Source organism: Microtetraspora glauca (assembly GCF_040656155.1).
GTDB lineage: Bacteria > Actinomycetota > Actinomycetes > Streptosporangiales > Streptosporangiaceae > Microtetraspora > Microtetraspora glauca.
In genome coordinates this window covers 1-19806 of sequence record NZ_JBFALK010000040.1, presented here as the reverse complement: position 1 = coordinate 19806, position 19806 = coordinate 1, and the positions used below count along the sequence as shown (strand labels likewise).

At 69.0% G+C, this 19806-nt stretch carries 21 protein-coding genes; 14 read left to right on the top strand and 7 right to left on the bottom strand.

Going from position 1 to position 19806, the window contains the following annotated elements:
- Positions 1-209: 209 nt before the first annotated feature.
- From AB0I59_RS41005 to AB0I59_RS40990, 4 genes are read left to right on the top strand one after another with little or no spacing between them, the layout of a single operon-like run.
- The gene (locus tag AB0I59_RS41005; RefSeq protein ID WP_063818783.1) at positions 210-1532 is read left to right on the top strand and encodes an aromatic ring-hydroxylating oxygenase subunit alpha; all 1323 of its coding nucleotides are present in this window, start codon (positions 210-212) and stop codon (positions 1530-1532) included.
- Positions 1533-1554: 22 nt separating this feature from the next.
- Positions 1555-2067, top strand: a complete 513-nt coding sequence (locus tag AB0I59_RS41000; protein ID WP_063818784.1) for an aromatic-ring-hydroxylating dioxygenase subunit beta — start codon at positions 1555-1557, stop codon at positions 2065-2067.
- A 10-nt stretch (positions 2068-2077) separates the two neighbouring features.
- On the top strand, positions 2078-2371 hold the full coding sequence (locus tag AB0I59_RS40995; RefSeq protein WP_061256503.1) for a Dabb family protein: 294 nt from the start codon (positions 2078-2080) through the stop codon (positions 2369-2371).
- Between the two features lie 52 nt (positions 2372-2423).
- Complete coding sequence (locus AB0I59_RS40990; protein ID WP_358142246.1) at positions 2424-3314, top strand: VOC family protein; 891 nt, start codon at positions 2424-2426, stop codon at positions 3312-3314.
- Between the two features lie 132 nt (positions 3315-3446).
- On the opposite strand, the gene AB0I59_RS40985 is transcribed toward AB0I59_RS40990, so the two are convergent.
- Complete coding sequence (locus AB0I59_RS40985) at positions 3447-4445, bottom strand: aldo/keto reductase family protein (RefSeq protein WP_061256508.1); 999 nt, start codon at positions 4443-4445, stop codon at positions 3447-3449.
- Positions 4446-4472: 27 nt separating this feature from the next.
- On the bottom strand, positions 4473-6524 hold the full coding sequence (locus AB0I59_RS40980) for a multicopper oxidase family protein (RefSeq protein WP_358142243.1): 2052 nt from the start codon (positions 6522-6524) through the stop codon (positions 4473-4475).
- 212 nt (positions 6525-6736) lie between these two features.
- On the opposite strand from AB0I59_RS40980, the gene AB0I59_RS40975 reads away from it, so the two are divergent.
- Positions 6737-8194, top strand: a complete 1458-nt coding sequence (locus AB0I59_RS40975; protein WP_358142240.1) for an SMI1/KNR4 family protein — start codon at positions 6737-6739, stop codon at positions 8192-8194.
- A gap of 43 nt (positions 8195-8237) precedes the next feature.
- Here AB0I59_RS40975 and AB0I59_RS40970 read toward each other — a convergent pair whose 3' ends face one another.
- Complete coding sequence (locus AB0I59_RS40970; protein WP_061256512.1) at positions 8238-8858, bottom strand: DUF3043 domain-containing protein; 621 nt, start codon at positions 8856-8858, stop codon at positions 8238-8240.
- Between the two features lie 143 nt (positions 8859-9001).
- Between AB0I59_RS40970 and AB0I59_RS40965 the strand changes: the two genes are divergently transcribed.
- Genes AB0I59_RS40965 through pspAB form a run of 4 tightly spaced genes read left to right on the top strand, consistent with a single transcriptional unit; the run spans position 9002 to position 11527 of the window.
- Positions 9002-9796, top strand: coding sequence for a PspA/IM30 family protein (locus AB0I59_RS40965; protein WP_082776955.1), 795 nt, complete (start codon positions 9002-9004; stop codon positions 9794-9796).
- Positions 9793-10071, top strand: a complete 279-nt coding sequence (gene pspAA, locus AB0I59_RS40960; protein WP_061256517.1) for a PspA-associated protein PspAA — start codon at positions 9793-9795, stop codon at positions 10069-10071. The genes AB0I59_RS40965 and pspAA overlap by 4 nt, the downstream gene beginning before the upstream one ends.
- Positions 10071-10970, top strand: coding sequence for a zinc metalloprotease HtpX (gene htpX, locus AB0I59_RS40955; protein ID WP_061256519.1), 900 nt, complete (start codon positions 10071-10073; stop codon positions 10968-10970). Before pspAA ends, htpX begins: the two co-directional genes overlap by 1 nt.
- Positions 10970-11527: a PspA-associated protein PspAB gene (gene pspAB / locus AB0I59_RS40950; RefSeq protein WP_061256521.1), complete on the top strand. Its 558-nt coding sequence runs from the start codon at positions 10970-10972 to the stop codon at positions 11525-11527. Before htpX ends, pspAB begins: the two co-directional genes overlap by 1 nt.
- A 75-nt stretch (positions 11528-11602) precedes the next feature.
- On the opposite strand, the gene nadA is transcribed toward pspAB, so the two are convergent.
- On the bottom strand, positions 11603-12757 hold the full coding sequence (gene nadA / locus AB0I59_RS40945) for a quinolinate synthase NadA (protein ID WP_358142236.1): 1155 nt from the start codon (positions 12755-12757) through the stop codon (positions 11603-11605).
- Positions 12758-13118: 361 nt separating this feature from the next.
- Here nadA and erpA point away from each other — a divergent pair, with 361 nt between their 5' ends.
- Both erpA and AB0I59_RS40935 read left to right on the top strand, forming a co-directional pair.
- Complete coding sequence (erpA, locus tag AB0I59_RS40940; RefSeq protein ID WP_061256525.1) at positions 13119-13472, top strand: iron-sulfur cluster insertion protein ErpA; 354 nt, start codon at positions 13119-13121, stop codon at positions 13470-13472.
- A 196-nt stretch (positions 13473-13668) separates the two neighbouring features.
- Complete coding sequence (locus AB0I59_RS40935; RefSeq protein ID WP_358142233.1) at positions 13669-14655, top strand: carbohydrate kinase family protein; 987 nt, start codon at positions 13669-13671, stop codon at positions 14653-14655.
- 24 nt (positions 14656-14679) lie between these two features.
- Here the strand turns inward: AB0I59_RS40935 and AB0I59_RS40930 are convergent, their stop codons facing one another.
- The 3 genes from AB0I59_RS40930 to AB0I59_RS40920 all read right to left on the bottom strand — a co-directional run bounded on the left by AB0I59_RS40930 (position 14680) and on the right by AB0I59_RS40920 (position 16623).
- Positions 14680-15111: a CBS domain-containing protein gene (locus AB0I59_RS40930; RefSeq protein WP_061256531.1), complete on the bottom strand. Its 432-nt coding sequence runs from the start codon at positions 15109-15111 to the stop codon at positions 14680-14682.
- Between the two features lie 67 nt (positions 15112-15178).
- Positions 15179-15490: a sulfurtransferase TusA family protein gene (locus AB0I59_RS40925; protein WP_358142230.1), complete on the bottom strand. Its 312-nt coding sequence runs from the start codon at positions 15488-15490 to the stop codon at positions 15179-15181.
- A complete protein-coding gene (locus AB0I59_RS40920; protein ID WP_061256533.1) occupies positions 15490-16623 on the bottom strand; it encodes a cysteine desulfurase family protein in 1134 nt (377 codons plus the stop codon). Before AB0I59_RS40920 ends, AB0I59_RS40925 begins: the two co-directional genes overlap by 1 nt.
- A gap of 187 nt (positions 16624-16810) precedes the next feature.
- On the opposite strand from AB0I59_RS40920, the gene ctaC reads away from it, so the two are divergent.
- From ctaC to AB0I59_RS40905, 3 genes are read left to right on the top strand one after another with little or no spacing between them, the layout of a single operon-like run.
- Complete coding sequence (gene ctaC, locus AB0I59_RS40915; protein ID WP_061256535.1) at positions 16811-17641, top strand: aa3-type cytochrome oxidase subunit II; 831 nt, start codon at positions 16811-16813, stop codon at positions 17639-17641.
- Positions 17638-19296 (top strand): aa3-type cytochrome oxidase subunit I, encoded by a 1659-nt coding sequence (ctaD, locus tag AB0I59_RS40910; protein ID WP_061256537.1) that lies wholly within the window; start codon positions 17638-17640, stop codon positions 19294-19296. Before ctaC ends, ctaD begins: the two co-directional genes overlap by 4 nt.
- Entirely contained in the window at positions 19293-19688 is a 396-nt protein-coding gene (locus tag AB0I59_RS40905) for a cytochrome c oxidase subunit 4 (RefSeq protein ID WP_061256539.1), read from the top strand. The genes ctaD and AB0I59_RS40905 overlap by 4 nt, the downstream gene beginning before the upstream one ends.
- The last annotated feature ends 118 nt before the right edge of the window (positions 19689-19806 follow it).

Sequence of the window (19806 nt, the reverse complement as noted above, 5' to 3'; positions counted from 1 at the left end):
TCACCTGTCAGCCCGCCGCGACCGGTTCGGCGTCGGTCCCGCGGGGGCCGGGAGTTCGGAGGCTAACGCTGCTTTGTTAACGCGGTGTAACCGGCGAATCGGGATAAGAGAGAGACTCTTGACATTCCGGGAGGTCGGGGGCCAGCATCACATTGCGAGACGGTATCTCGAATTCTCGCTCAAATCGCAAGAAGGGCCAGACCGCGGCGATGACGCAGTTGACACACACGGACCCCGGTGGAACGCCCAACCACTCCCTCGTCCAGGAGGACTGGGAGGCGTTGACGTTCAAGGTGCACAGGTCGGCCTACCGGTCGCCCGCCGTGTTCCAGAAGGAGACCTCCCGGATCTGGGGACACACCTGGCTGTATCTCGGACACGAGACCGAGATCCCGAAGCCCGGCGACTTCAAGTCCAGGACCCTCGGCGGCAGGCCGCTCATCTTCTGCCGCGACTCCTCCGGCGAGATCCAGGTGTTCTTCAACGCCTGCACACACCGCGGCACCATCCTGTGCCGGCACAGCGAGGGGAACACCAAGTTCTTCCAGTGCTTCTACCACGCCTGGGCGTTCAGCAACTCGGGCGAGCTGGCCGCGCTGCCCGGCGACGACGCGTACGCCGACGTGCCCGGCTTCAAGGAGCGGCACCGGCTGCGCTCGGTGCCCCGGGTGGACAGCCACGAGGGCTTCGTCTTCATCTCCTTCGACCCCGACGTGCCGGACCTGCTGACCCACCTCGGCGAGGCGGCGCACTACATGTCGCTGACCGCCAAGATCGGGCCGCAGGGCATGCAGACCGTGCCCGGCGTCCAGCTCTACTCGGTCAAGGGCAACTGGAAGCTCGCCGTCGAGAACGCGATGGACGGCTACCACTTCGCGCCCACCCACAACACCTTCGTGGGCTACCTGCGGGAGACCGGCTTCGCCGTCACCGACGACGACCAGTACGCCTACGATCTCGGCGACGGGCACGGGCTGCTCATCCTGACCGGGCACAACGGCCGCATCGGCATGGTGTGGGAGCCGCGCTTCGGCGAGGCCGAGAGGGAGCGTACCGTCGCCAAGCGGCAGGAGATGGAGGACCGCCTCGGCTCGGAGCTGGCCGCCGAGATCGCCGACGCCAGCCGGATCCTCTACGTCTTCCCCAACCTGCTGCTGTTCGACCTCGAGGCGCTCACCATCCGGCAGATCGAGCCCGTAGAGGCCGGCCGTACGGACGTGCGGGCCTGGCAGTTCGTGGAGACCGGTGAGCCGGACGACGTGCGAGCGCTGCGGATCAAGACGATGGTCAGCTTCGTCGGCCCCGGAGGGCTCGCCACGCCGGACGACATCGAGGCGTACGAGGCGGTGCAGCGCGGCATCGAGGCCACCGCCGACTCGGCCGACCCCGCGTGGGACTGGAGCGACATGTCGCGCGGCATGGCCAACGAGAAGCAGGGCAACCAGGGGCGTTCCATCGACGAGGGCGCGATGCGCAGCTTCTGGCGGCAGTGGTCCCGCCGCGTCGAAGACGACGCGACCCCGGGTGCCTGAGGGTTCGGGGCGGGTGGAGAGCATGGACCAGCATAAGGAGAGCACCATGGGCCGCCGCACAGTGAGCAGGGCGGAAGCGGAGGACTTCCTCTACCGGGAGGCACAGCTGCTCGACGAGTGGCGCCTGGACGAGTGGCTGGCCCTCTTCGAGGAGGGCGGCCGCATGGAGGTCACCACCACCGACTGGAACGGGTGGGACAGCTCCTCGGCCGGCGCGTTCATGTGCGACGACCATGACCTGATCAAGGCCAGGGTGAAGCGGCTGAAGAGCCGCAAGGCGCACGCGGAGAACCCGCACTCCCGCACCCACCGGATGATCTCCAACGTGATCATCCTGGAGCAGGGCGACGAGACGGTCTGGGTCGCGGCCAACTTCATCATCCACCGGTACCGCGACAACCAGGCGTTCACCTACGTCGGCCGGTACGAGCACGTCCTGGTGGTGGACGACGACGGCCTCAGGTACCGGCTCCGCAGGTCGATCCCGACCATGGAGTCCATGGCGCCGGGCGCCCGGCTGAGCTTCATCCTCTGAGGCGGCGTCCGTGATCAAGCACACGCTGGTGTTCCGCTTCCGCGACGACGTCCCGGCCGAGACCGTCGCGGCGGTCCTCGCGGAGCTGGACACCTTCCCGGCGAAGTACCCCACCATGCGCAACTGGGCCAGCGGGCCCAACATCAGCACCCGCGACACCACCATGACCCACGGGTTCGTCGTCGAGTTCGACTCCGAGCGGGACCTTCTCGACTACCTCGGCAGCGACTCGCACGAGGAGTTCGTGCGGGAGCGCTGGCGCCCGGTGATCGACCGGCAGGCGATCGTCACCTTCGCGTGCTGACGCGCGCACCCCCCTTACGACCACGAGCGATCACGAGCGATGAGGAACTGACATGACGACTGACGGCGCCCGCCGCAGGGGGCCCTTCGGGATGGAGTACGCCCGGATCCTGGTCCCGGACATGGCCGAGACCATCGAGTTCCTGCGGTACCACGTCGGCCTCCAGCTGGAGCGGCACACCGACGAGTACGCCTACCTGCGCGCCGACATCGAGCACCACTGCGTCGAGCTGATCAGCGACCCCAGCCTGGAGGTGTCGCGCACCGTGGCGGTCGGCTACAGCGTCCGGTCCGCCGAGGAGCTCGCCGACCTGCGCGACCGGGTCTCCGCCGCCGGCCTCGAGGTGCTGCCGCTCCAGGACCGGATGAAGGGCCTGTGCCAGGAGGGCTTCGCCGTACGCGACCCGAACGGGCTGATCATCGAGCTGTTCACCGAGTTCCAGGAGTACGCGGAGCCGCCGACGATCGAGCTGCGCCCGCTCAAGCTGGTGCACCCCTTCCTCGCCACGGACAAGTACGACGAGTGCCTGGAGTTCTACACCAAGGTCCTCGGGTTCCTGGTGTCGGACTACGTCGGCGACGTGTCGGCGTTCCTCCGCTCGGAGGACCGGTTCCACCACAGCCTGGCGCTGCAGCGCAACAAGGAGTTCTTCGTCGCCCACCTGTGCTTCATGATGAAGAGCTTCGACCACGTCATGCGCGGCCGGGCGCGGGCGCTGTACAAGAAGGTGCCGATCGCCTCCGACCTGGTCAACCACTCCGCGTCGACGTCGATCGCCTTCTACATGTACGAGGCCAAGCACGGCCCGAGGTACGAGCTGTGCGACGGGCACCGGGTGTTCACGCCCGAGGAGCACGAGACGCACCGGCCGCGCCGGATGGTCGCCGACCCGCGCAACATCGACGTGTGGCGCGCGGCGGACAATGACTGGGACCGCTTCTGATCTGAGAAGACGGCCCGAGGACGCGGCGTGGGTCCCCTGACCGGCAGGGACCCGCGCCGCGTCGCGTTCACCGGACGCCGAGAACGCCGAACACGCCGAGAACGCTCTGAACGCCGAGGGCGTGGAGGGCGATCAGGGACGGCTCGACGGGCTCACGGTCTTGGCCGGGTCACGCTCGACCACCGGGCCGAGGATGTCGTCGATCGTCCGCAGCGCGTCGGCGCCGAGCTTGACCCCGGACGCCTTCACGTTGTCGCGGATCTGCTCGGGACGGCTGGCGCCGACGATGGCGGACGACACGTTGGGGTTCTGCAGCACCCACGCGACGGCGAGCTGGGCCATGGTGAGCCCGTGGTCGGACGCGATCGGCCGCAGCTCCTGCACCCGGCTGAGCACCTCGTCCCGCATCAGGCCGTCGATGAACCCGGACCCGGTCGAGTCGGTCGCCCGCGAACCCGCGGGCGGCGGCTGCCCCGGCAGGTACTTGCCGGTCAGCACGCCCTGCGCGATGGGCGACCAGACGATCTGCCCGAGCCCCTCCCGCTCGCTCAGCGGGACGACCTCGGCCTCGATGACCCGCCACAACATCGAGTACTGCGGCTGATTGGAGACCAGGCGGTCGAATCCCATCGAGTCGGCGATCTTCAGCGCCTGGGCGATCTGGTCGGCGTTCCACTCGCTGACGCCGACGTACAGCACCTTGCCCTGCCGTACGAGGTCGTCGAAGGCCCGGAGGGTCTCCTCCAGAGGCGTCTCGACGTCGAACCGGTGCGCCTGGTAGAGATCGACGTAGTCCGTCCCGAGTCGCCTGAGCGATCCGTTGACGGACTCCATGATGTGCTTGCGCGACAGGCCGCGGTCGTTGCGGCCGGGCCCGGTCGGCCAGTAGACCTTGGTGAAGATCTCCAGAGACTCGCGGCGCACCCCCTTCAGCGCCCGGCCGAGGACCTCCTCGGCTCTGGTGCCCGCGTAGACGTCCGCGGTGTCGAAGGTCGTGATCCCCTCGTCCAGGGCCGCGCGTACGCACGCGTGCGCGGCGTCCTCCTCGACCTGGGAACCGTGGGTGATCCAGTTGCCGTAGCTGATCTCGCTGACCATGAGACCGCTACGACCGAGATGGCGGAATTCCATAGACCGAACATTAGGACAAGGCGTCGATCACGCGGTGTGCTGGTGCGCCAGGCGCAGCGCCCCGACCCCGGGCGGGAAGACGATCAGCGGCCGCATCATGCCCGTGTCCTGATGCTCCAGCAGGTGGCAGTGGTAGGCGTACCGGCCGGTGCCGCCCTCGAACCGCCCGGCGATCTCCACGACCTCCGCGTCCCCGAGGCGGACCACGTCCTTCCAGCCCCTCTCGCCCTCCTGGACCACGCCCGTCCGCTTGAAGGCGAGGGGCCGGGTGGTCCCGCAGAGCTTCATGTCGAACCCGCTGACGTCGTACTCCTCCCGGGAGAGGATCTGGAAGCGCATCAGGTGGATGTGCATCGGGTGCAGAGCCGTCGCGGCGTTGATGAACGTCCAGTGCTCACACTTGCCGAGCTCGCCGTAGAAGTTGACTGTGTCGTCGGGGTTGCGGGAGATCCGGCGGAAGGTCCTGACCCCGCCGTCCGCGCCCCGGAGCTGCACGACGCCGTCGGAGGGAATCGTCACCGACGCCGCGTCCACCTCCTCCATCTCCCACATCTCGGCGTGCCTGCCGCCCAGGACCTTGGTGAGGACCACCCGGTGGTTGCGGTCCGCCGGGAGCGAGTCGTACGTCGTGCGGGTGAACGTGGGGGAGAGCACCGGCGGCGGGACGAACAGGTCGGATCCCCCCTGGGAGGCCACCCGGAACTGCATCATCTCCGGGTACGGCAGGCCGGGCGTGGGCGTGCCGGGAGTGGACTCCCGCGAGATGGGCGGCGCCGGCGGGTTGTCGTCCAGCACGTTCACGAGCCGCAGCCGCCGGCCGCCGCACCCGGTGAAGTCGACCAGGATGTCCGCCCGCTCTCCCGGCGACAGGATGAGCGGCGAGTCCACGGTCACGGGAGCCGGGAGAAGTCCGGCGTCCGTCCCGATCTGCCGTATCGTCCCGGGCACCGGCCGCCCGGTCTCCTCATCGATGATCATCATGTGGTACGTGCGGGTGTTGCACGCGTTGAGCAGCCGGAACCGGTACCAGCCGGGCTCGACGTCCAGATAGGGCCAGACCATGCCGTTGACCAGCGTGTACGGACCCCGGAACCCCGCCGTGATTTTCGGCGGCCCGGCCTCGGCGTAGGTCACCTTGTGCAGCAGGCCGCCGGTGAGCCGGCCGTCGGCGTCGACCTCGAAGTTGCGGTCGGTGATCACCAGCGGGATCTCCCGGTCACCGTCGGGCAGCCCGAGCAGATCCTCCTCCTCGTCCCTGATCAGGTACATGCCGATGAGCCCGGCGAACAGCGTCCACGTCGAGATGTGCATCGAGTGGTCGTGGTACCAGAGAGTGGCCGCCGGCTGGTCGTTGAGGTACTCCACGATCTGCGTCTCGCCGGGGAACTGCCCGTTCTCCGACCATCCGTCCTGGCCGGCCCCGGTGACGGCGCCGTGCAGGTGGACCACGAGCCACGGGGGGATCGCCGCCACGTCCGCGCGCGGTGTCCCCCCGCTCCGCCCGGGAACGACGTACGGGTTCGGCTGGATCCCCACGGGCGCGAAGACCTCCACGGCGGTGACCGGAACGCGCTCGTCCCCGATGACGTTCTTCCAGGCCACCTCCAGCCGCTGGCCGCGCCGTACCTCGATCGTCGGCCCGGGGAAGTGCCCTCCGTAGGTCCACAGGCGCGTCGGCGGGAGCTGGGAGTGCAGCCGCCGGTCCACCGAGCGCATCTCCACGGTCAGCCTCGGCCCGCGCGGCCGGATGACCGGAGGGACGCGGAGGGCGTCCATGAACGGCGTGAGCGTCGCGGTGGAGGGCCGATCCAGTCCGGAGCGGCCGAGTCCGCCGCGGTCGCCGTGCATGGGATCGCCATGCGCGAGGTCGTGTCCGTGGTCCGCGCCCGGGAGGTCGCCGCCCGTGTGCCCGGAGCCGACCTGTCCCGCCCCCGCGTGCGGATCGTCTCCGTCCCCGCGGCCCCATGCCCTGCCCCGCCAGGTGGTGGCCTCCGCCGATCCGGTGCCGGTGCCCGTGCCCGTCGCGACCGCCGCGAGCGCCGCGGCGACGCCCAAGAATCCCCGCCTGCTGGTTCTCATCCCCGCCCCGTCTTCGCGATCGTCTCGCCGCCCCCAGCGACCGGTACGGCTCTCGCCCGCGGCGTTCCCGGCGCGATGCCGGTCGCCATAGTGCCATGACCGGCCCGTACACCCAGGAAGCCGCGCAGGAGCCGGTGGTGGGGCCCGTCGACGCCGTGGGAGATCGGACACGGCGTGCGGAGGATTGGCGGTAGTGTGCCCCGGTGCGGCGGTTGATCACTTCTCGTCTGGTACGGCTCGCGCTCACGGTCGCGGTGGCCGCCGGCATCGCCGGTGCCGTCATCGTGCTCCGGCGCCGCGCCCTGGACCGTGCCCTGGATCGTTACGCCCCGGATCTGGCCGTGGGGCCCTCGTTCCCCGGCCACCGTGTCCAGCCGGGCACCCATGCACCGGATCGCCCCGCCGCCCCGGGCACCGCCGGACTCCGTGCGGCCGGACCCCGTGCCTCCAGCGGCACCGGTGACTCCGCGCCCTTCCCCGCCGAACCGATCCTGGGGCGGCCCTCGGCCGAGGAGCTCCGCCGCTATGCCCGCCACCGCCCGCGCGGCGCCGCCCTGATCGAGGCGTTCGCCGGCGACCGCGCGGAGGGCCCGATGGCGGACGTGCGCAGGCTCGACGGCCGGACCCGCAGGCGGGCCCGCCGGTGGGCCGCGGCCGCCCTGGCCGTCTGCCTGCTCGCGCTCGGCGCCCAGTTCCTCGAGAACTCGACCTTCGGCAGCTCCCTGATCGTCTTCTCCACGAACGGGCCCCTCGTCGGTGACGACGCGTGTCAAGGGGATCAGTGCGCGGAGGGCCCGGCGGGGCTCTTGGAGTACGACAGGTCCGGCTGTGCGACCCGACCGAACGGCCTCTTCACCTGCCTGGAGAGTAAGCCGGGGGCGCTGGACGACACCGCCGTCAGCCGGTCCGACCCTCCGACGTTCATATCCGAGGGCGGGGGCCAGGAGGATCATCCGGTGCCGGACGCCCGGGGGCAGGACGACTATCCGGTGCCGGACGCGGCGTGCACGCCCACGGTCGGCAGGCCCCGGGTGCTGCCGGTGCGGCCGGGCGTCACCCGCGCCGTCAACCGGCAGTGGCGGCGCATAGAGAAGTGGCTCAGGGCCAACGCGCCCGAGACCTATCGCGCGCTGCGGCGCCCCGCGAGGGCGCGCACGATCGCCGTGGCCGAGGCCCAGATGGGGCTGCGTTTCCCCGACGACCTGCGCGCGTCCCTGCTGCGGCACAACGGCTCAGGCGACATCGGCGGCACGGGGGGCCTTGAGCTGTACCTCTACGGGATGTACGGCGTGAAGGAGATTCGCGACACCTGGCGGGACCTGTGCCGCCAGGAAGGCACCGACTACACCGCCGACCCTCGGGCCGAGTGGTGGAGCGGGCGCATGATCCCCGTCGGGGACGACCAGAACGGTGAATATCTGCTGGTCGATTCGGTGCGGAGGGACGTCGCGGGCACGTTCGTCGAGAACGGGGGCACGTTCGCGGAAGGGGGCGACTGGTCCTCTTACTACGCGCTGCTGAGGGCGACGGCGGACGCGCTGGAGGTCGGCATGCCACTGAAGGGGTGGCTGGTGCCGCAGGTCACGGATGGCACGCTCGTATGGATCGACGTGGACGATGCCGAAGACGGCGTCACCGCCGGTGCCACGACGGTGAAGCGGAACCGGTGAAGAGCGGGGTACGGCCACCGCTGTGCGGGGCCGTACCGGAAACTCAGCTCGCCGGAGGCGCGACCGGCTTGCCGCCGGGCAGCACCGTCGGCTTGGGGAAGCGCAGGCGGCGGATCTGGGAGGACCGCATCGCGGCGTAGAAACCGACGCCCTTGAGGTTCTCGTGGGGGAACTTCGCCGCGACCGCCTTCTTCACCCGGTTCGCGACGAAGAAGGAGCTGCCGAGCACCGCGACCATCACCACCGGCAGGGCCAGGGTGTACACCGTGAGGACCACCTGACGGATCGCCAGCGGGAACGGCACCATCGACAGCAGCATGATGACCAGCACCGCGGGCAGGAAGTACTGACCGGGGAGACGCCGGGAGTCGACCCAGTCGCGGGCGAACTTGCGCACGGGGCCCTTGTCACGGGGAGGGAGGTACTTCTCCTCGCCGCGCATCATGCCCTCGCGCTGGCGGGTCCGCAACGCCCGGTCACGGTCGCGCTGCTGCCGGTAGGCTTCCTTGCGGTTGGCAGGCGCGGTCACGGGCGAGCGGCGGCGCCCCTGCGCCTCGCTCCGCTTGGGGGTGGGACGGCCCTTACCCGGAGTCCCCTGGGGCTTAGGATCTTCCACGGGGACGGGGGCCTCGTCCGTAGCGGCCTGGTTACGACGTCCGAACACGTCGCCCAGCCTACCGGGAGTGCAACTTAGTGACGCCCTCACGCGTTATGCGTAGGGTGAACCCAGGCGGCTCTGCCGCTTTTGGGCGACTGAATACGGCTGGGGCTACCCACGCAACCTTAAGAAGGGGACGGCCGACGCGCATGAGCGTGATGAAAAGACTTTCCATGATCTTCAAGTCGAAGGCCAACAAGGCACTGGACAAGATGGAGGATCCGCGGGAGACCCTGGACTACTCCTACCAGCGCCAGCTGGAGCTGCTGCAGAAGGTGCGCCGGGGCGTGGCCGACGTCGCCACCAGCCGCAAGCGGGTCGAACTGCAGATCAACCAGCTGGAAAGCCAGGCCACGAAGCTGGAGGGCCAGGGCAGGCAGGCGCTGTCCGCGGGGCGCGAGGACCTGGCGCGCGAGGCGCTGACTCGCCGCAACGGTCTGAACACGCAGATCGCCGACCTTCGCATCCAGTACAACAACCTCCAGGGTGAGGAGGAGAAGCTCACCCTCGCCAGCCAGCGGCTGCAGGCCAAGGTGGACTCCTTCCGCACCAAGAAGGAGACCATCAAGGCCACCTACACGGCGGCCGAGGCGCAGACTCGGATCAACGAGGCGTTCTCCGGCATCTCCGAGGAGATGGGCGACGTCGGTCTCGCGATCCAGCGCGCTGAGGACAAGACCGCGCAGATGCAGGCGCGCGCGGGCGCGATCGACGAGTTGCTGGCCAGCGGCGCCCTCGACGACTTCACCGGCCAGCGTGACGACATCCAGGCCGAGCTGGACCGCATGGGCGGCGGCACGGACGTCGAGCTGGAGATCGCCAAGATGAAGGCGGAGCTCGGGCAGGGCCCGGCTCCCAAGAGCGCTATCGAGGCCGGGCAGCCGGGTCAGGCGGCACAGCCGTCGCAGACCCAGCAGCTGCGTCAGCCGGGGGAGGGCCTGTGATCGTCCGAATCATGGGAGAGGGCCAGATCCAGATCGCGGACACCGATCTCGACGTTCTGAACGCCCTGGACAGTGAGCTTGAGGCCGCCATCGAGTCCGATGACGAGGCGGTGTTCCGGGTCAAGCTGCACGCGCTTTTGGACAAGGTCCGCCACGTCGGCAAGGCGCTGCCGGACGACTCGCTGGAGCCGTCCGAGCTGATCCTGCCGCCCGCCGACGCCTCGATCGAGGAAGTGCGGGAGATGCTCGGCGACACCGGGCTCATCCCGGGCTGATGTCCCGGACCAGGTTCGCCCCAGATCGTGGTCTGACCACCCGGATGGTCACGACCATGTTCCTGCTCGGCCTGCTCTACGTCGCGTTCGTGGCCATCCTGATCGCGGTCGGAGTGCGCGCCGTCGTGGTGCTGGTGATCGCCGGAGGCTTCCTGCTGGTGCAGTACTTCCTGTCCGACAAGATCGCGTTGTTCGCGATGCACGGACGGGAGGTCTCCCCTCAGGAAGCCCCTGAGCTGCACGGCATCATCGACCGGTTGAGCGCCATGGCGGACATGCCGAAACCCAGGGTGGCGATCGCCGACTCGGACGTGCCCAACGCGTTCGCCACCGGGCGCAACCAGAAGAACGCGGTCGTCTGCGTGACGACCGGGATCCTGCGCAGGCTCGACGCGCAGGAGCTCGAAGGCGTCCTCGCCCACGAGATGTCACACGTCGCGCACCGCGACGTCGCGGTCATGACGATCGCCTCGTTCCTCGGGATCGTGGCCGGGCTGATGACCCGGTTCGCGCTCTACAGCGGCCTCGCGGGAGGAGGCCGCAGGGACAACAACAACGGCCCGCCCGTCGGGCTGATCATCCTGCTGGTGTCCGGCATCGTCTACGCCGTGAGCTTCCTGCTGACGCGGGCGCTGTCCCGCTACCGCGAGCTGGCCGCCGACCGCGCGGGCGCGCTGCTGACCCAGCGTCCGTCGGCCCTGGCGAGCGCGCTGACCAAGGTGAGTGGCGAGATCGCCCGGATCCCGACCCAGGACCTGCGCGAGGCCCAGCCGTTCAACGCGTTCTACTTCGCGCCCGCCCTCTCCGGGCAGAGCGTCGCGTCGCTCTTCTCCACACACCCGCCGCTGGAGCGCCGCCTGGCGCAGCTGTCCAGCATCTCCGCCGAGCTGGGGCGCTGATGGGCTGGTTCGACGCGCTCCTGGGCCGGTCGAAACCGGCGAGGCCCGATCTCGACGCGCTGTTCGCGCTGCCGTCGGCGGCGGTGACCCTGCAGGCCGCCACCGGGTTCACCCCGGCAGGCGTCGGGTCGGTCTGCTTCCGCGCCGCGGAGGGCGGCGCCTTCATCCAGCTCGAACAGGACATCCAGGCCCTCCTGGGCAAGGGGACCGAGCTGGCGCCCGACTCCTACGGCTACACCTGGCTGGTGGTCCGCCGCCCGGCCGAGGACGTGGCGTCGCTGGTCACCGACCTGCACGCGGTCAATTCGACGCTGGAGGGGAACGGCTTCGGGCCGTCCCTGCTGTGCTCGCTGGTGACCTTCACCGATCCCCGGAACCGGCGGCTCGCGATCGTCTACCTCTACAAGCAGGGCACCTTCTACCCCTTCGCGCCCGCCGGCGGGACCCAGCGGGACAACGCCCTGGAGTTGCAGGTCCGCGGGGCGCTCGCGGGCGAGCTCAAGATTGAGCCGGACCTCGCCCGCTGGTTCCCCGTCTGGGGCGCTCCGGGCCTCTGAGCCCGTCGCCGCGTGGCGATCCGTCCACAGGGAGGGTCGCCGCGCGTACGTGCGACGTCGGGGGCCGTGGCCAGGTCAGGGGAGCGCGAGCATACGGTCGAGCGCGACCTTGGCCCAGTGGGTGGTGTCGGGGTCGACCGTGATCTGGTTGACGACCTCGCCGTCGGCGAGCGACTCCAGCGCCCACACCAGGTGCGGCAGGTCGATCCGGTTCATCGTGGAGCAGTAGCACACGGTCCGGTCGAGGAACGTCACGTCCTTGTCCGGGAACATCCGCGCGAGCCGCTTGACCAGGTTGAGCTCGGTGCCGATCGCCCACGAGGAGCCGGCCGGAGCCTCCTCCAGCCTGCGGATGATGTACTCCGTCGAGCCCACGTAGTCGGCCTTGGTCACGACCTCGTGGCGGCACTCCGGGTGGACCAGCACGTTCACGCCAGGGATGCGGGCGCGTACGTCGTCGACGCACTCGGCGGTGAACCGGCCGTGGACCGAGCAGTGGCCCTTCCACAGGATCATCCGGGCGTTCTCGAGCTGCTCCCGGGTGAGGCCGCCGTTCGGACGGTGCGGGTTGTAGACCACGCAGTCGTCGAGGGACAGGCCCATCTCCAGCACGGCGGTGTTCCGGCCGAGGTGCTGGTCCGGGAGGAACAGGATCTTCTGTCCCTGCTCGAAGGCCCACTCGAGCGCCCGCCGGGCGTTGGACGAGGTGCACACCGCGCCCCCGTGCCGCCCGCAGAAGGCCTTGATGTCGGCGCTCGAGTTCATGTACGTGATCGGGACCACCTGGTCGGCGATCCCCGCGTCCTCCAGGGCCTCCCAGCACTCCTCGACCTGGTCGAAGGTCGCCATGTCGGCCATCGAGCAGCCGGCCGCCAGGTCGGGCAGGACGACCTTCTGCGCGTCGCTGGTGAGGATGTCGGCCGACTCCGCCATGAAGTGCACGCCGCAGAACACGATGTACTCGGCCTCCGGCCTGGCGGCGGCCTCGCGCGCGAGCTTGAAGGAGTCGCCCGTCACGTCGGCGAACTGGATGACCTCGTCACGCTGGTAGTGGTGGCCGAGCACGAACAGCTTGTCGCCGAGCCGCTCCTTGGCCTTGCGGGCGCGCTCGACCAGCGCGGGATCGGAGGCGAGGGGAAGCTCGCCCGGACAGTCCACTCCGCGTTCGCTGTGCGGGTCGGTGCCCTGGCCGAGGATGAAGAGCGGGATCCCGGTCTCGGTGGTCGTCACGACCACACCCCCTTCGGGGACTTATCGTCGAACTGACGACTAATAATTACACACCCTTCGTCCGTTTCATTCCAGGGGGCCCCGGGGCTGCCTCCCCGTCCGGCTCCGTGTGCCCTGCTCGCGTCCCGCTCCCGCCCCGGTCGCGCCGGTTCGGTGCCCGTCGGCGCGCGGTTTCCGCGGCCTCTTCCCGGGACGGCGGGGAATGTGTGGCACCGGGCCGGTGTTGGTAGCGTCTATCTGGGGAGAGCTTCAGGGAGTGACCTTCGATGAAGGTGGAAATATCCCATTGAGCCCTACCTGAGACGTCAGAATCAATCGACCGCTCCCGGTGGGCGGTTGACGCAGACGCGGGAGTCAGCACATGACGGTTGAGAGCAGCGAGACCACGCAGCAGGGCCTGATCCTGACTGATGCGGCCGCCGCCAAGGTCAAGAGCCTGCTGGAGCAGCAGGGCGAGGAGGGGCTGCAGCTGCGCGTCGCCGTGCAGCCGGGCGGCTGTTCCGGCCTGCGGTACCAGCTCTTCTTCGACGACCGCTCGATGGACGGCGACGTCGTGTCGGACTTCGGCGGTGTCAGCGTCGTGACCGACCGGATGAGCGCGCCGTACCTGATCGGCGCCACGGTCGACTTCGTCGACACGATCGAGAAGCAGGGCTTCACGATCGACAACCCGAACGCCACGGGCTCGTGCGCCTGCGGCGACTCGTTCAACTAGCGGATCCCGCGGATCCCGCCGAGCGGATCCGCCCACCGCGACACGCGCGCCCCGTACGGCCCCGGCCATGCGGGGCGTTCGTATGCCCGGGGGCAGGTTGAGCACCGGCCGAGCACGGGTCGCGTATCCTTGCGGGGTTTATCAAGACGTTCATCAACACGTTCATCGAGATGCTGACAACGAGGAGAACGACCCCGTGCGCATCGCCGTCACCGGCTCCATCGCGACCGATCACCTGATGACCTTCCCCGGCCGTTTCGGGGACCAGCTCGTCGCTGAACAGCTCGACCGGGTCTCCCTGTCCTTCCTGGTCGACGAACTGCAGATCCGTCGCGGGGGGTGCGCGGCGAACATCTCGTTCGGAATGGGATGCCTGGGGCTGCGCCCCATCCTCGTCGGCGCGGTCGGGACGGACTTCACGGACTACCGGTCGTGGCTCGAGCGGCACGGCGTCGACTGCGAGTCGGTCTACATCTCGGAGCTGCACCACACGGCGCGCTTCCTCTGCACCACCGACGAGGAGCACAACCAGATCGCCTCGTTCTACACGGGCGCGATGGCCGAGGCCAGGGAGATCGAGCTCGGCCCGATCATGGACCGCATCGGCGGCCTGGACCTGATCCTGGTCAGCCCCAACGACCCGGACGCCATGCTGCGGCACACGGACGAGGCGCGCGGGCGCGGCATCCCGTTCGCGGCCGACCCCTCACAGCAGCTCGCCCGGATGCCCGGCGAGGAGATCCGCCAGCTCATCGACGGCGCCGCCTACCTGTTCGGCAACGACTATGAGAAGGGCCTCATCGAGCAGAAGACCGGCTGGTCGGACGACGAGATCCTGAGCAGGGTCGGCGTCCGCGTCACCACGCTCGGGCCCAAGGGCGCCAGGGTCGACCGTGTCGGCGAGCCGAGCCTGCACGTCCCCCCGGCGCCCGAGCTGGGGAAGGCCGACCCGACCGGCGTCGGCGACGCCTTCCGGGCCGGCTTCCTCGCGGCCCTCGCGTGGGACCTGTCCCTGGAGCGTTGCGCCCAGGTGGGCAACCTCACCGCGACGCACGTACTGGAGCAGGTCGGCTGCCAGGAGTACGAGCTGGGCCAGCGCGTCTTCCTGGACCGGTTCGCCGCCGCCTACGGCCAGGACGCCGCGGACGAGGTCGCCGCCCACGTGAACTGCCACTACGCGTGAGACCCGCGATGCGCGGGTGAACCGCTACACGCGGGGCGTGCTCTCGGCGTAGATCCGGCTGACCGCCTCGGCGAGCTTGTCCTCGGGCAGGTGGGCGGCCAGATCGGCCTCGGTGATGACGCCGACGAGCCGGTGGTTCTCCAGCACCGGCAGTCGCCGGATCTGATGCTCCTCCATCGTGTGGAGCGCCTCCTCCAGGTCCGCCTCGGCGTCGACCCAGACGAGCGTGCCCTGCGCGAGGTCCTTCGCCGTGACCTCGGAGCAGTCCTTACCGGCCGCGACGCACTTGATGACGATGTCGCGGTCGGTGATGATCCCCTTGAGCCTGTCGTCGTTCCCGCACACGGGCAGCGAGCCGACGCTGAGGTCGCGCATCATCCGTGCCGCGGTGAGCAGGTTCTCGTTCTCGCCGATGCACTGCACGCCGAAGTGCATGACGTTACGTGCAGTCGTCATGGAATCCCCCGAAGAATCTGTGGATTGTGTGCTTCGAGGACCCCCTACCCAGGCGAGGGACGAGCAGTCAGTAGTTACGCCGCACCTGGATCGACCAGCCGCCCTGAGGGATCTCCACGCTGCCGACGTGCGCGTGGGACTTCAGCCGGCACCACGCGGGGATGTCGGTGACCGCGGCGGGGTCGTCGGCGAGAACCTCGACCACCGCCCCCATGGGCACCTGGTTGATCTGGTCGGCCAGCATGATGATCGGGATGGGGCATTTGCGGCCCAGCGCGTCGATCGTCAGGGCGGCGGGCTCACGCGCCTCGGCGCGCGGCTCGCTCCACTGCTGCTCCTCGGGCTCGCTCTTGCCGGCCCCCGACCGCCTCCGCCACATCAGTGCACTCCCAAACTCGCTCGGATGCGTCGCACGATGTCCGGAAGTACGGCGAGGAACCGGTCGACGTCGCCCTCGGACACGCCACGGGGCAGCGATACCCGGACGTTCCCGTGCGTAAGCACACCCATCGCCTCGAGCACGTGCGATGGGCGAAGCGTACTAGCGGTGCACGAGCTCCCGGACGAGACCGCGAAACCGGCCCGGTCCAGCTCGGCCAGCAGCGCCTCACCCTCCACATAAAGACACGAAAAGGTGACAATGTGGGGCAGTCGCTGCAACGGGTCGCCGACCACCTCCACGTCCGGCACCAGGCGCGGCACCTCCGTCCTGATCCGATTGACCAGGGCGGACAGCCGCGGACCCTCTGCCTCCTCTTCGGCGACCCTGGCGCGCAGCGCCGCCGCCGCCGCGACGATCGCCGGGACGTTCTCGAAACCGGGCACGCGGCGCCGTTCCCGCTCGTCCTGCGGGTACGGCGACCGCCAGCGGGTCCCCTTGCGCACCGCCAGCACCCCCACGCCGGCGGGCCCGCCCCACTTGTGCGCGCTCGCCGTCAGTACCGACCAGCCGCGGGGGAGCGGGAGCCGTCCCACGGACTGCGCCGCGTCCACCAGCAGCGGCACGCCCGCCTCCTGGCACGCGGCGGCCACCTCGTCCACCGGCTGCAGCGTCCCGACCTCGTGGTTGGCCGTCTGCAAGCAGGCCAGGGCCGTACCGGGCACGGAGACGGCCTCGGCGAACGCCTCGGCGTCCACCCGGCCCGTACGGCCCACGCCCACGATCCGCACGGTGCCGCCCTCGTGTTCGTGCACCTCGGCGGTGTGCAGGACACTGGAATGCTCGACGGCGCCGGCCACCAGGTGGCGGCCGGTCCGCCTGCGCCCGTTCAGTGTGCCGAGCACACCGAGGTGCACCGCCTGGGTGCCCGACGAGGTGAACGCGACCTCGTCGGGGCGGGCGCCCAGCACCTCGGCCACGTCGGCACGGGCCTGCTCCAGGAGCATCTGCGCCCGCCTGGCCGGGCCGTACAGGCGGGCCGGGTCGGCCCAGCCGGAGTCGAGGGCGGCGAGGAGCGCCTCCCGCGCCGCGGAGTGGAGGGGTTCGGTCGAGGCCGCGTCCAGATACACCACAGTTAGGACATTAACGGGGGCTGCTCAGAGGGGCGGTGCCGGTCCGCGCTAATGTGTCCCCCAGCGTGAACTCAATCAAGTAAAGGGGCGACCGAAGCGAGACATCGCCGGTCGTTCTTGAACGAGCAAATCTGAAGAACCGCCCAGGAGAGGGACTCCTGGGCTTCATCTGTGGGGTAGGCGATCCGTGAGTCCGACCCGCCGTACGACACGGCGACCGTTGGCCCGCCGCCGGTTGCCACGCGTCGCCGCTCTGGCGGTGCTCGTGGCGTCCGCGTCGGCGTGTAGCGCCCAGGCGACTGAGCAGTGGTCCCGGGGCGGCATGCCCGAAGGCGCCACCGATCAGTCGCTCATCACCCAGACGCTCTGGAACGGAGCCTGGATCGCGGCGCTGGCCACCGGCGTCGTCGTGTGGGGCCTGATCCTCTGGGCATGCGCGTTCCACCGCAAGAAGAAGAACTCGCCGGACCAGCTGCCGCCCCAGGTGCGGTACAACCTGCCGATCGAGATCCTCTACACCGTGGTGCCCATCATCATGGTCTCGGTCTTCTTCTACTTCACCGCGCGCGACGAGACCGAGATCATGAAGGTCTCCGGCAACGCCCCGGTGAAGGTCAAGGTCGAGGGCCGCATGTGGAGCTGGGGCTTCACCACCGAATACCAGGGCAAGACCGCCAAGGTCGAGGGCGTGCCGGTCGACCTGGCCAAGCAGAGCGTGGAGAACCCCGAGGGCCCGCAGCTCGTGCTGCCGACCGGTGCCGACGTCGAGTTCGAGCTTCACTCGCCCGACGTCATCCACTCCTTCTGGGTGCCGGCCTTCCTGTTCAAGCAGGACGTGTTCCCCGGTGACGTGCGGAACAAGTTCCAGATCAAGACGCTGAACCGCACCGGCGTCTTCGTCGGCCGGTGTGCCGAGCTGTGCGGCGTCGACCACAGCAAGATGCTGTTCTCGGTGAAGCTCGTGCCGCAGGCGGAGTTCGACCAGTACATCCAGAGCCAGGCGGGGAGTGCACAGTGACCGCCATCCAGCAACCCGCCATCGCCGCCCGGCCGTACACCAAGGGCTCGGTCGTGGCCAAGTGGCTTTCCTCCACCGACCACAAGGTGATCGGGCACCTGTACCTGATCACGTCTTTCGTGTTCTTCCTCATCGGCGGCGTCATGGCGCTGGTCATGCGCGCCGAGCTCGCCCAGCCGGGCCTGCAGTTCGTGTCGAACGAGCAGTTCAACCAGCTCTTCACGATGCACGGCACGATCATGCTGCTGATGTTCGCGACGCCGCTGTTCGCGGGCTTCGCCAACGAGCTCATGCCGCTGCAGATCGGCGCGCCCGACGTGGCCTTCCCCCGTCTGAACATGGTGAGCTACTGGCTCTACCTGTTCGGCAGCACCATCGCGGTTGCCGGCTTCATCACCCCGGGAGGCGCCGCGGCGTTCGGATGGACGGCCTACGCGCCGCTCTCCAACGCGGTGACATCGCCCGGCATCGGCGGCGACATGTGGATCATGGGTCTGACGCTGTCGGGCCTCGGCACGATCCTCGGCGCGGTGAACTTCATCACCACGATCATCACCATGCGCGCGCCCGGCATGACCATGTTCCGGATGCCGATGTTCACCTGGAACGTCCTGCTCACCAGCATCCTGGTGCTGCTGGCCTTCCCGGTCCTCGCCGCCGCGCTGCTGGCGCTGGAGGCCGACCGTAAGCTCGGCGCCCACATCTTCGACTCCGCCACCGGTGGAGCGATGCTGTGGCAGCACCTGTTCTGGTTCTTCGGGCACCCCGAGGTCTACATCATCGCGCTGCCGTTCTTCGGCATCATCACCGAGGTCATCCCGGTGTTCAGCCGCAAGCCGATCTTCGGTTACATCGGTCTGGTCGGCGCGACGATCGCGATCGCCGGTCTGTCCGTGACCGTCTGGGCGCACCACATGTTCGTGACCGGCCAGGTTCTCCTGCCGTTCTTCTCGTTCATGACGTTCCTCATCGCGGTGCCGACCGGTGTGAAGTTCTTCAACTGGATCGGCACGATGTGGCGAGGCCATCTGTCGTTCGAGTCGCCGATGCTCTTCGCGGTCGGCTTCCTGGTGACCTTCCTCTTCGGCGGTCTCACCGGCGTCATCCTGGCGTCGCCTCCGCTGGACTTCCAGGTCAGCGACACCTACTTCGTCGTCGCTCACTTCCACTACGTGATCTTCGGCACCGTGGTGTTCGCGATGTTCTCGGGCTTCTACTTCTGGTGGCCCAAGTTCACCGGGCGGATGCTGAACGACCGGCTGGGCAAGGTCCACTTCTGGCTCACGTTCTTCGGTTTCCACCTGACGTTCCTGGTGCAGCACTGGCTGGGCGTCATCGGCTTCCCCCGGCGCTACGCCGACTACTCCCCGGTGGACGGCTTCACCGACCTGAACCTGATCTCGTCGGTGGGCGCGTTCCTCCTCGGTGCGTCGCTGCTGCCGTTCCTCTACAACGTGTGGATCACCTGGAAGAAGGCGCCGAAGGTCACCGTCGACGACCCGTGGGGTTACTGCGGTTCGCTGGAGTGGGCGACCTCCTGCCCGCCGCCGCGGCACAACTTCACCTCGCTGCCGCGGATCCGGTCCGAGCGCCCCGCGTTCGACATCAAGTACCCGCACCTTTCCGCGAAGCCTGAGCTGGAGGAGGCTCGATGAAGATCCAGGGATGGATGTTCGTGCTCTGCGGCCTCTTCTTCGCCGCCGTGGACGTGGTCTACTGGTTCTGGTCCAAGGAGCCGACCGGCACCGCGGTGCTGGCCATCTCCGTCGGCCTCGCCCTCATGATCGGCTACTACCTGCTCTTCACGGCTCGCCGCATCGGTGACCAGCCGGAGGACAGCAAGGAGGCCGAGATCAGCGACGGGGCCGGAGAGCTCGGCTTCTTCAGCCCGCACAGCTGGTGGCCGCTGTTCGTCTGCCTTTCCGCGGCGTTGACGTTCTTCGGCTTCGCCGTCGGCATGTGGCTGTTCCTGATCGGCGTCTTCGCCGTCGTGCTGAGCATGATCGGCTTCGTCTTCCAGTACTACCGGGGCAACTTCTCGCACTGACCTGGGAGTTTCCCCGTCGCGGGCGGGGCGCGCTTAGGGTGGGGGGGCGCCGGGCGGTGTTGTGTTGCGGTTGGGAAGCGGGCGCGCGGGGCTCCCCCCCAGAAAGAGTTGGGAAACC

Excerpts from the sequence above, each read along its gene's own strand:
- AB0I59_RS40990 (WP_358142246.1), top strand. The coding sequence starts at position 2,424 with ATGACGACTGACGGCGCCCGCCGCAGGGGGCCCTTCGGGATGGAGTAC.
- AB0I59_RS41000 (WP_063818784.1), top strand. The coding sequence starts at position 1,555 with ATGGACCAGCATAAGGAGAGCACCATGGGCCGCCGCACAGTGAGCAGG.
- AB0I59_RS40965 (WP_082776955.1), top strand. The coding sequence starts at position 9,002 with ATGAGCGTGATGAAAAGACTTTCCATGATCTTCAAGTCGAAGGCCAAC.
- AB0I59_RS40905 (WP_061256539.1), top strand. The coding sequence starts at position 19,293 with ATGAAGATCCAGGGATGGATGTTCGTGCTCTGCGGCCTCTTCTTCGCC.
- AB0I59_RS40985 (WP_061256508.1), bottom strand. The coding sequence starts at position 4,445 with ATGGAATTCCGCCATCTCGGTCGTAGCGGTCTCATGGTCAGCGAGATC.
- AB0I59_RS40980 (WP_358142243.1), bottom strand. The coding sequence starts at position 6,524 with ATGAGAACCAGCAGGCGGGGATTCTTGGGCGTCGCCGCGGCGCTCGCG.
- AB0I59_RS41005 (WP_063818783.1), top strand. The coding sequence starts at position 210 with ATGACGCAGTTGACACACACGGACCCCGGTGGAACGCCCAACCACTCC.
- AB0I59_RS40925 (WP_358142230.1), bottom strand. The coding sequence starts at position 15,490 with ATGTGGCGGAGGCGGTCGGGGGCCGGCAAGAGCGAGCCCGAGGAGCAG.
- pspAB (WP_061256521.1), top strand. The coding sequence starts at position 10,970 with ATGGGCTGGTTCGACGCGCTCCTGGGCCGGTCGAAACCGGCGAGGCCC.
- erpA (WP_061256525.1), top strand. The coding sequence starts at position 13,119 with ATGACGGTTGAGAGCAGCGAGACCACGCAGCAGGGCCTGATCCTGACT.
- AB0I59_RS40930 (WP_061256531.1), bottom strand. The coding sequence starts at position 15,111 with ATGACGACTGCACGTAACGTCATGCACTTCGGCGTGCAGTGCATCGGC.
- htpX (WP_061256519.1), top strand. The coding sequence starts at position 10,071 with ATGTCCCGGACCAGGTTCGCCCCAGATCGTGGTCTGACCACCCGGATG.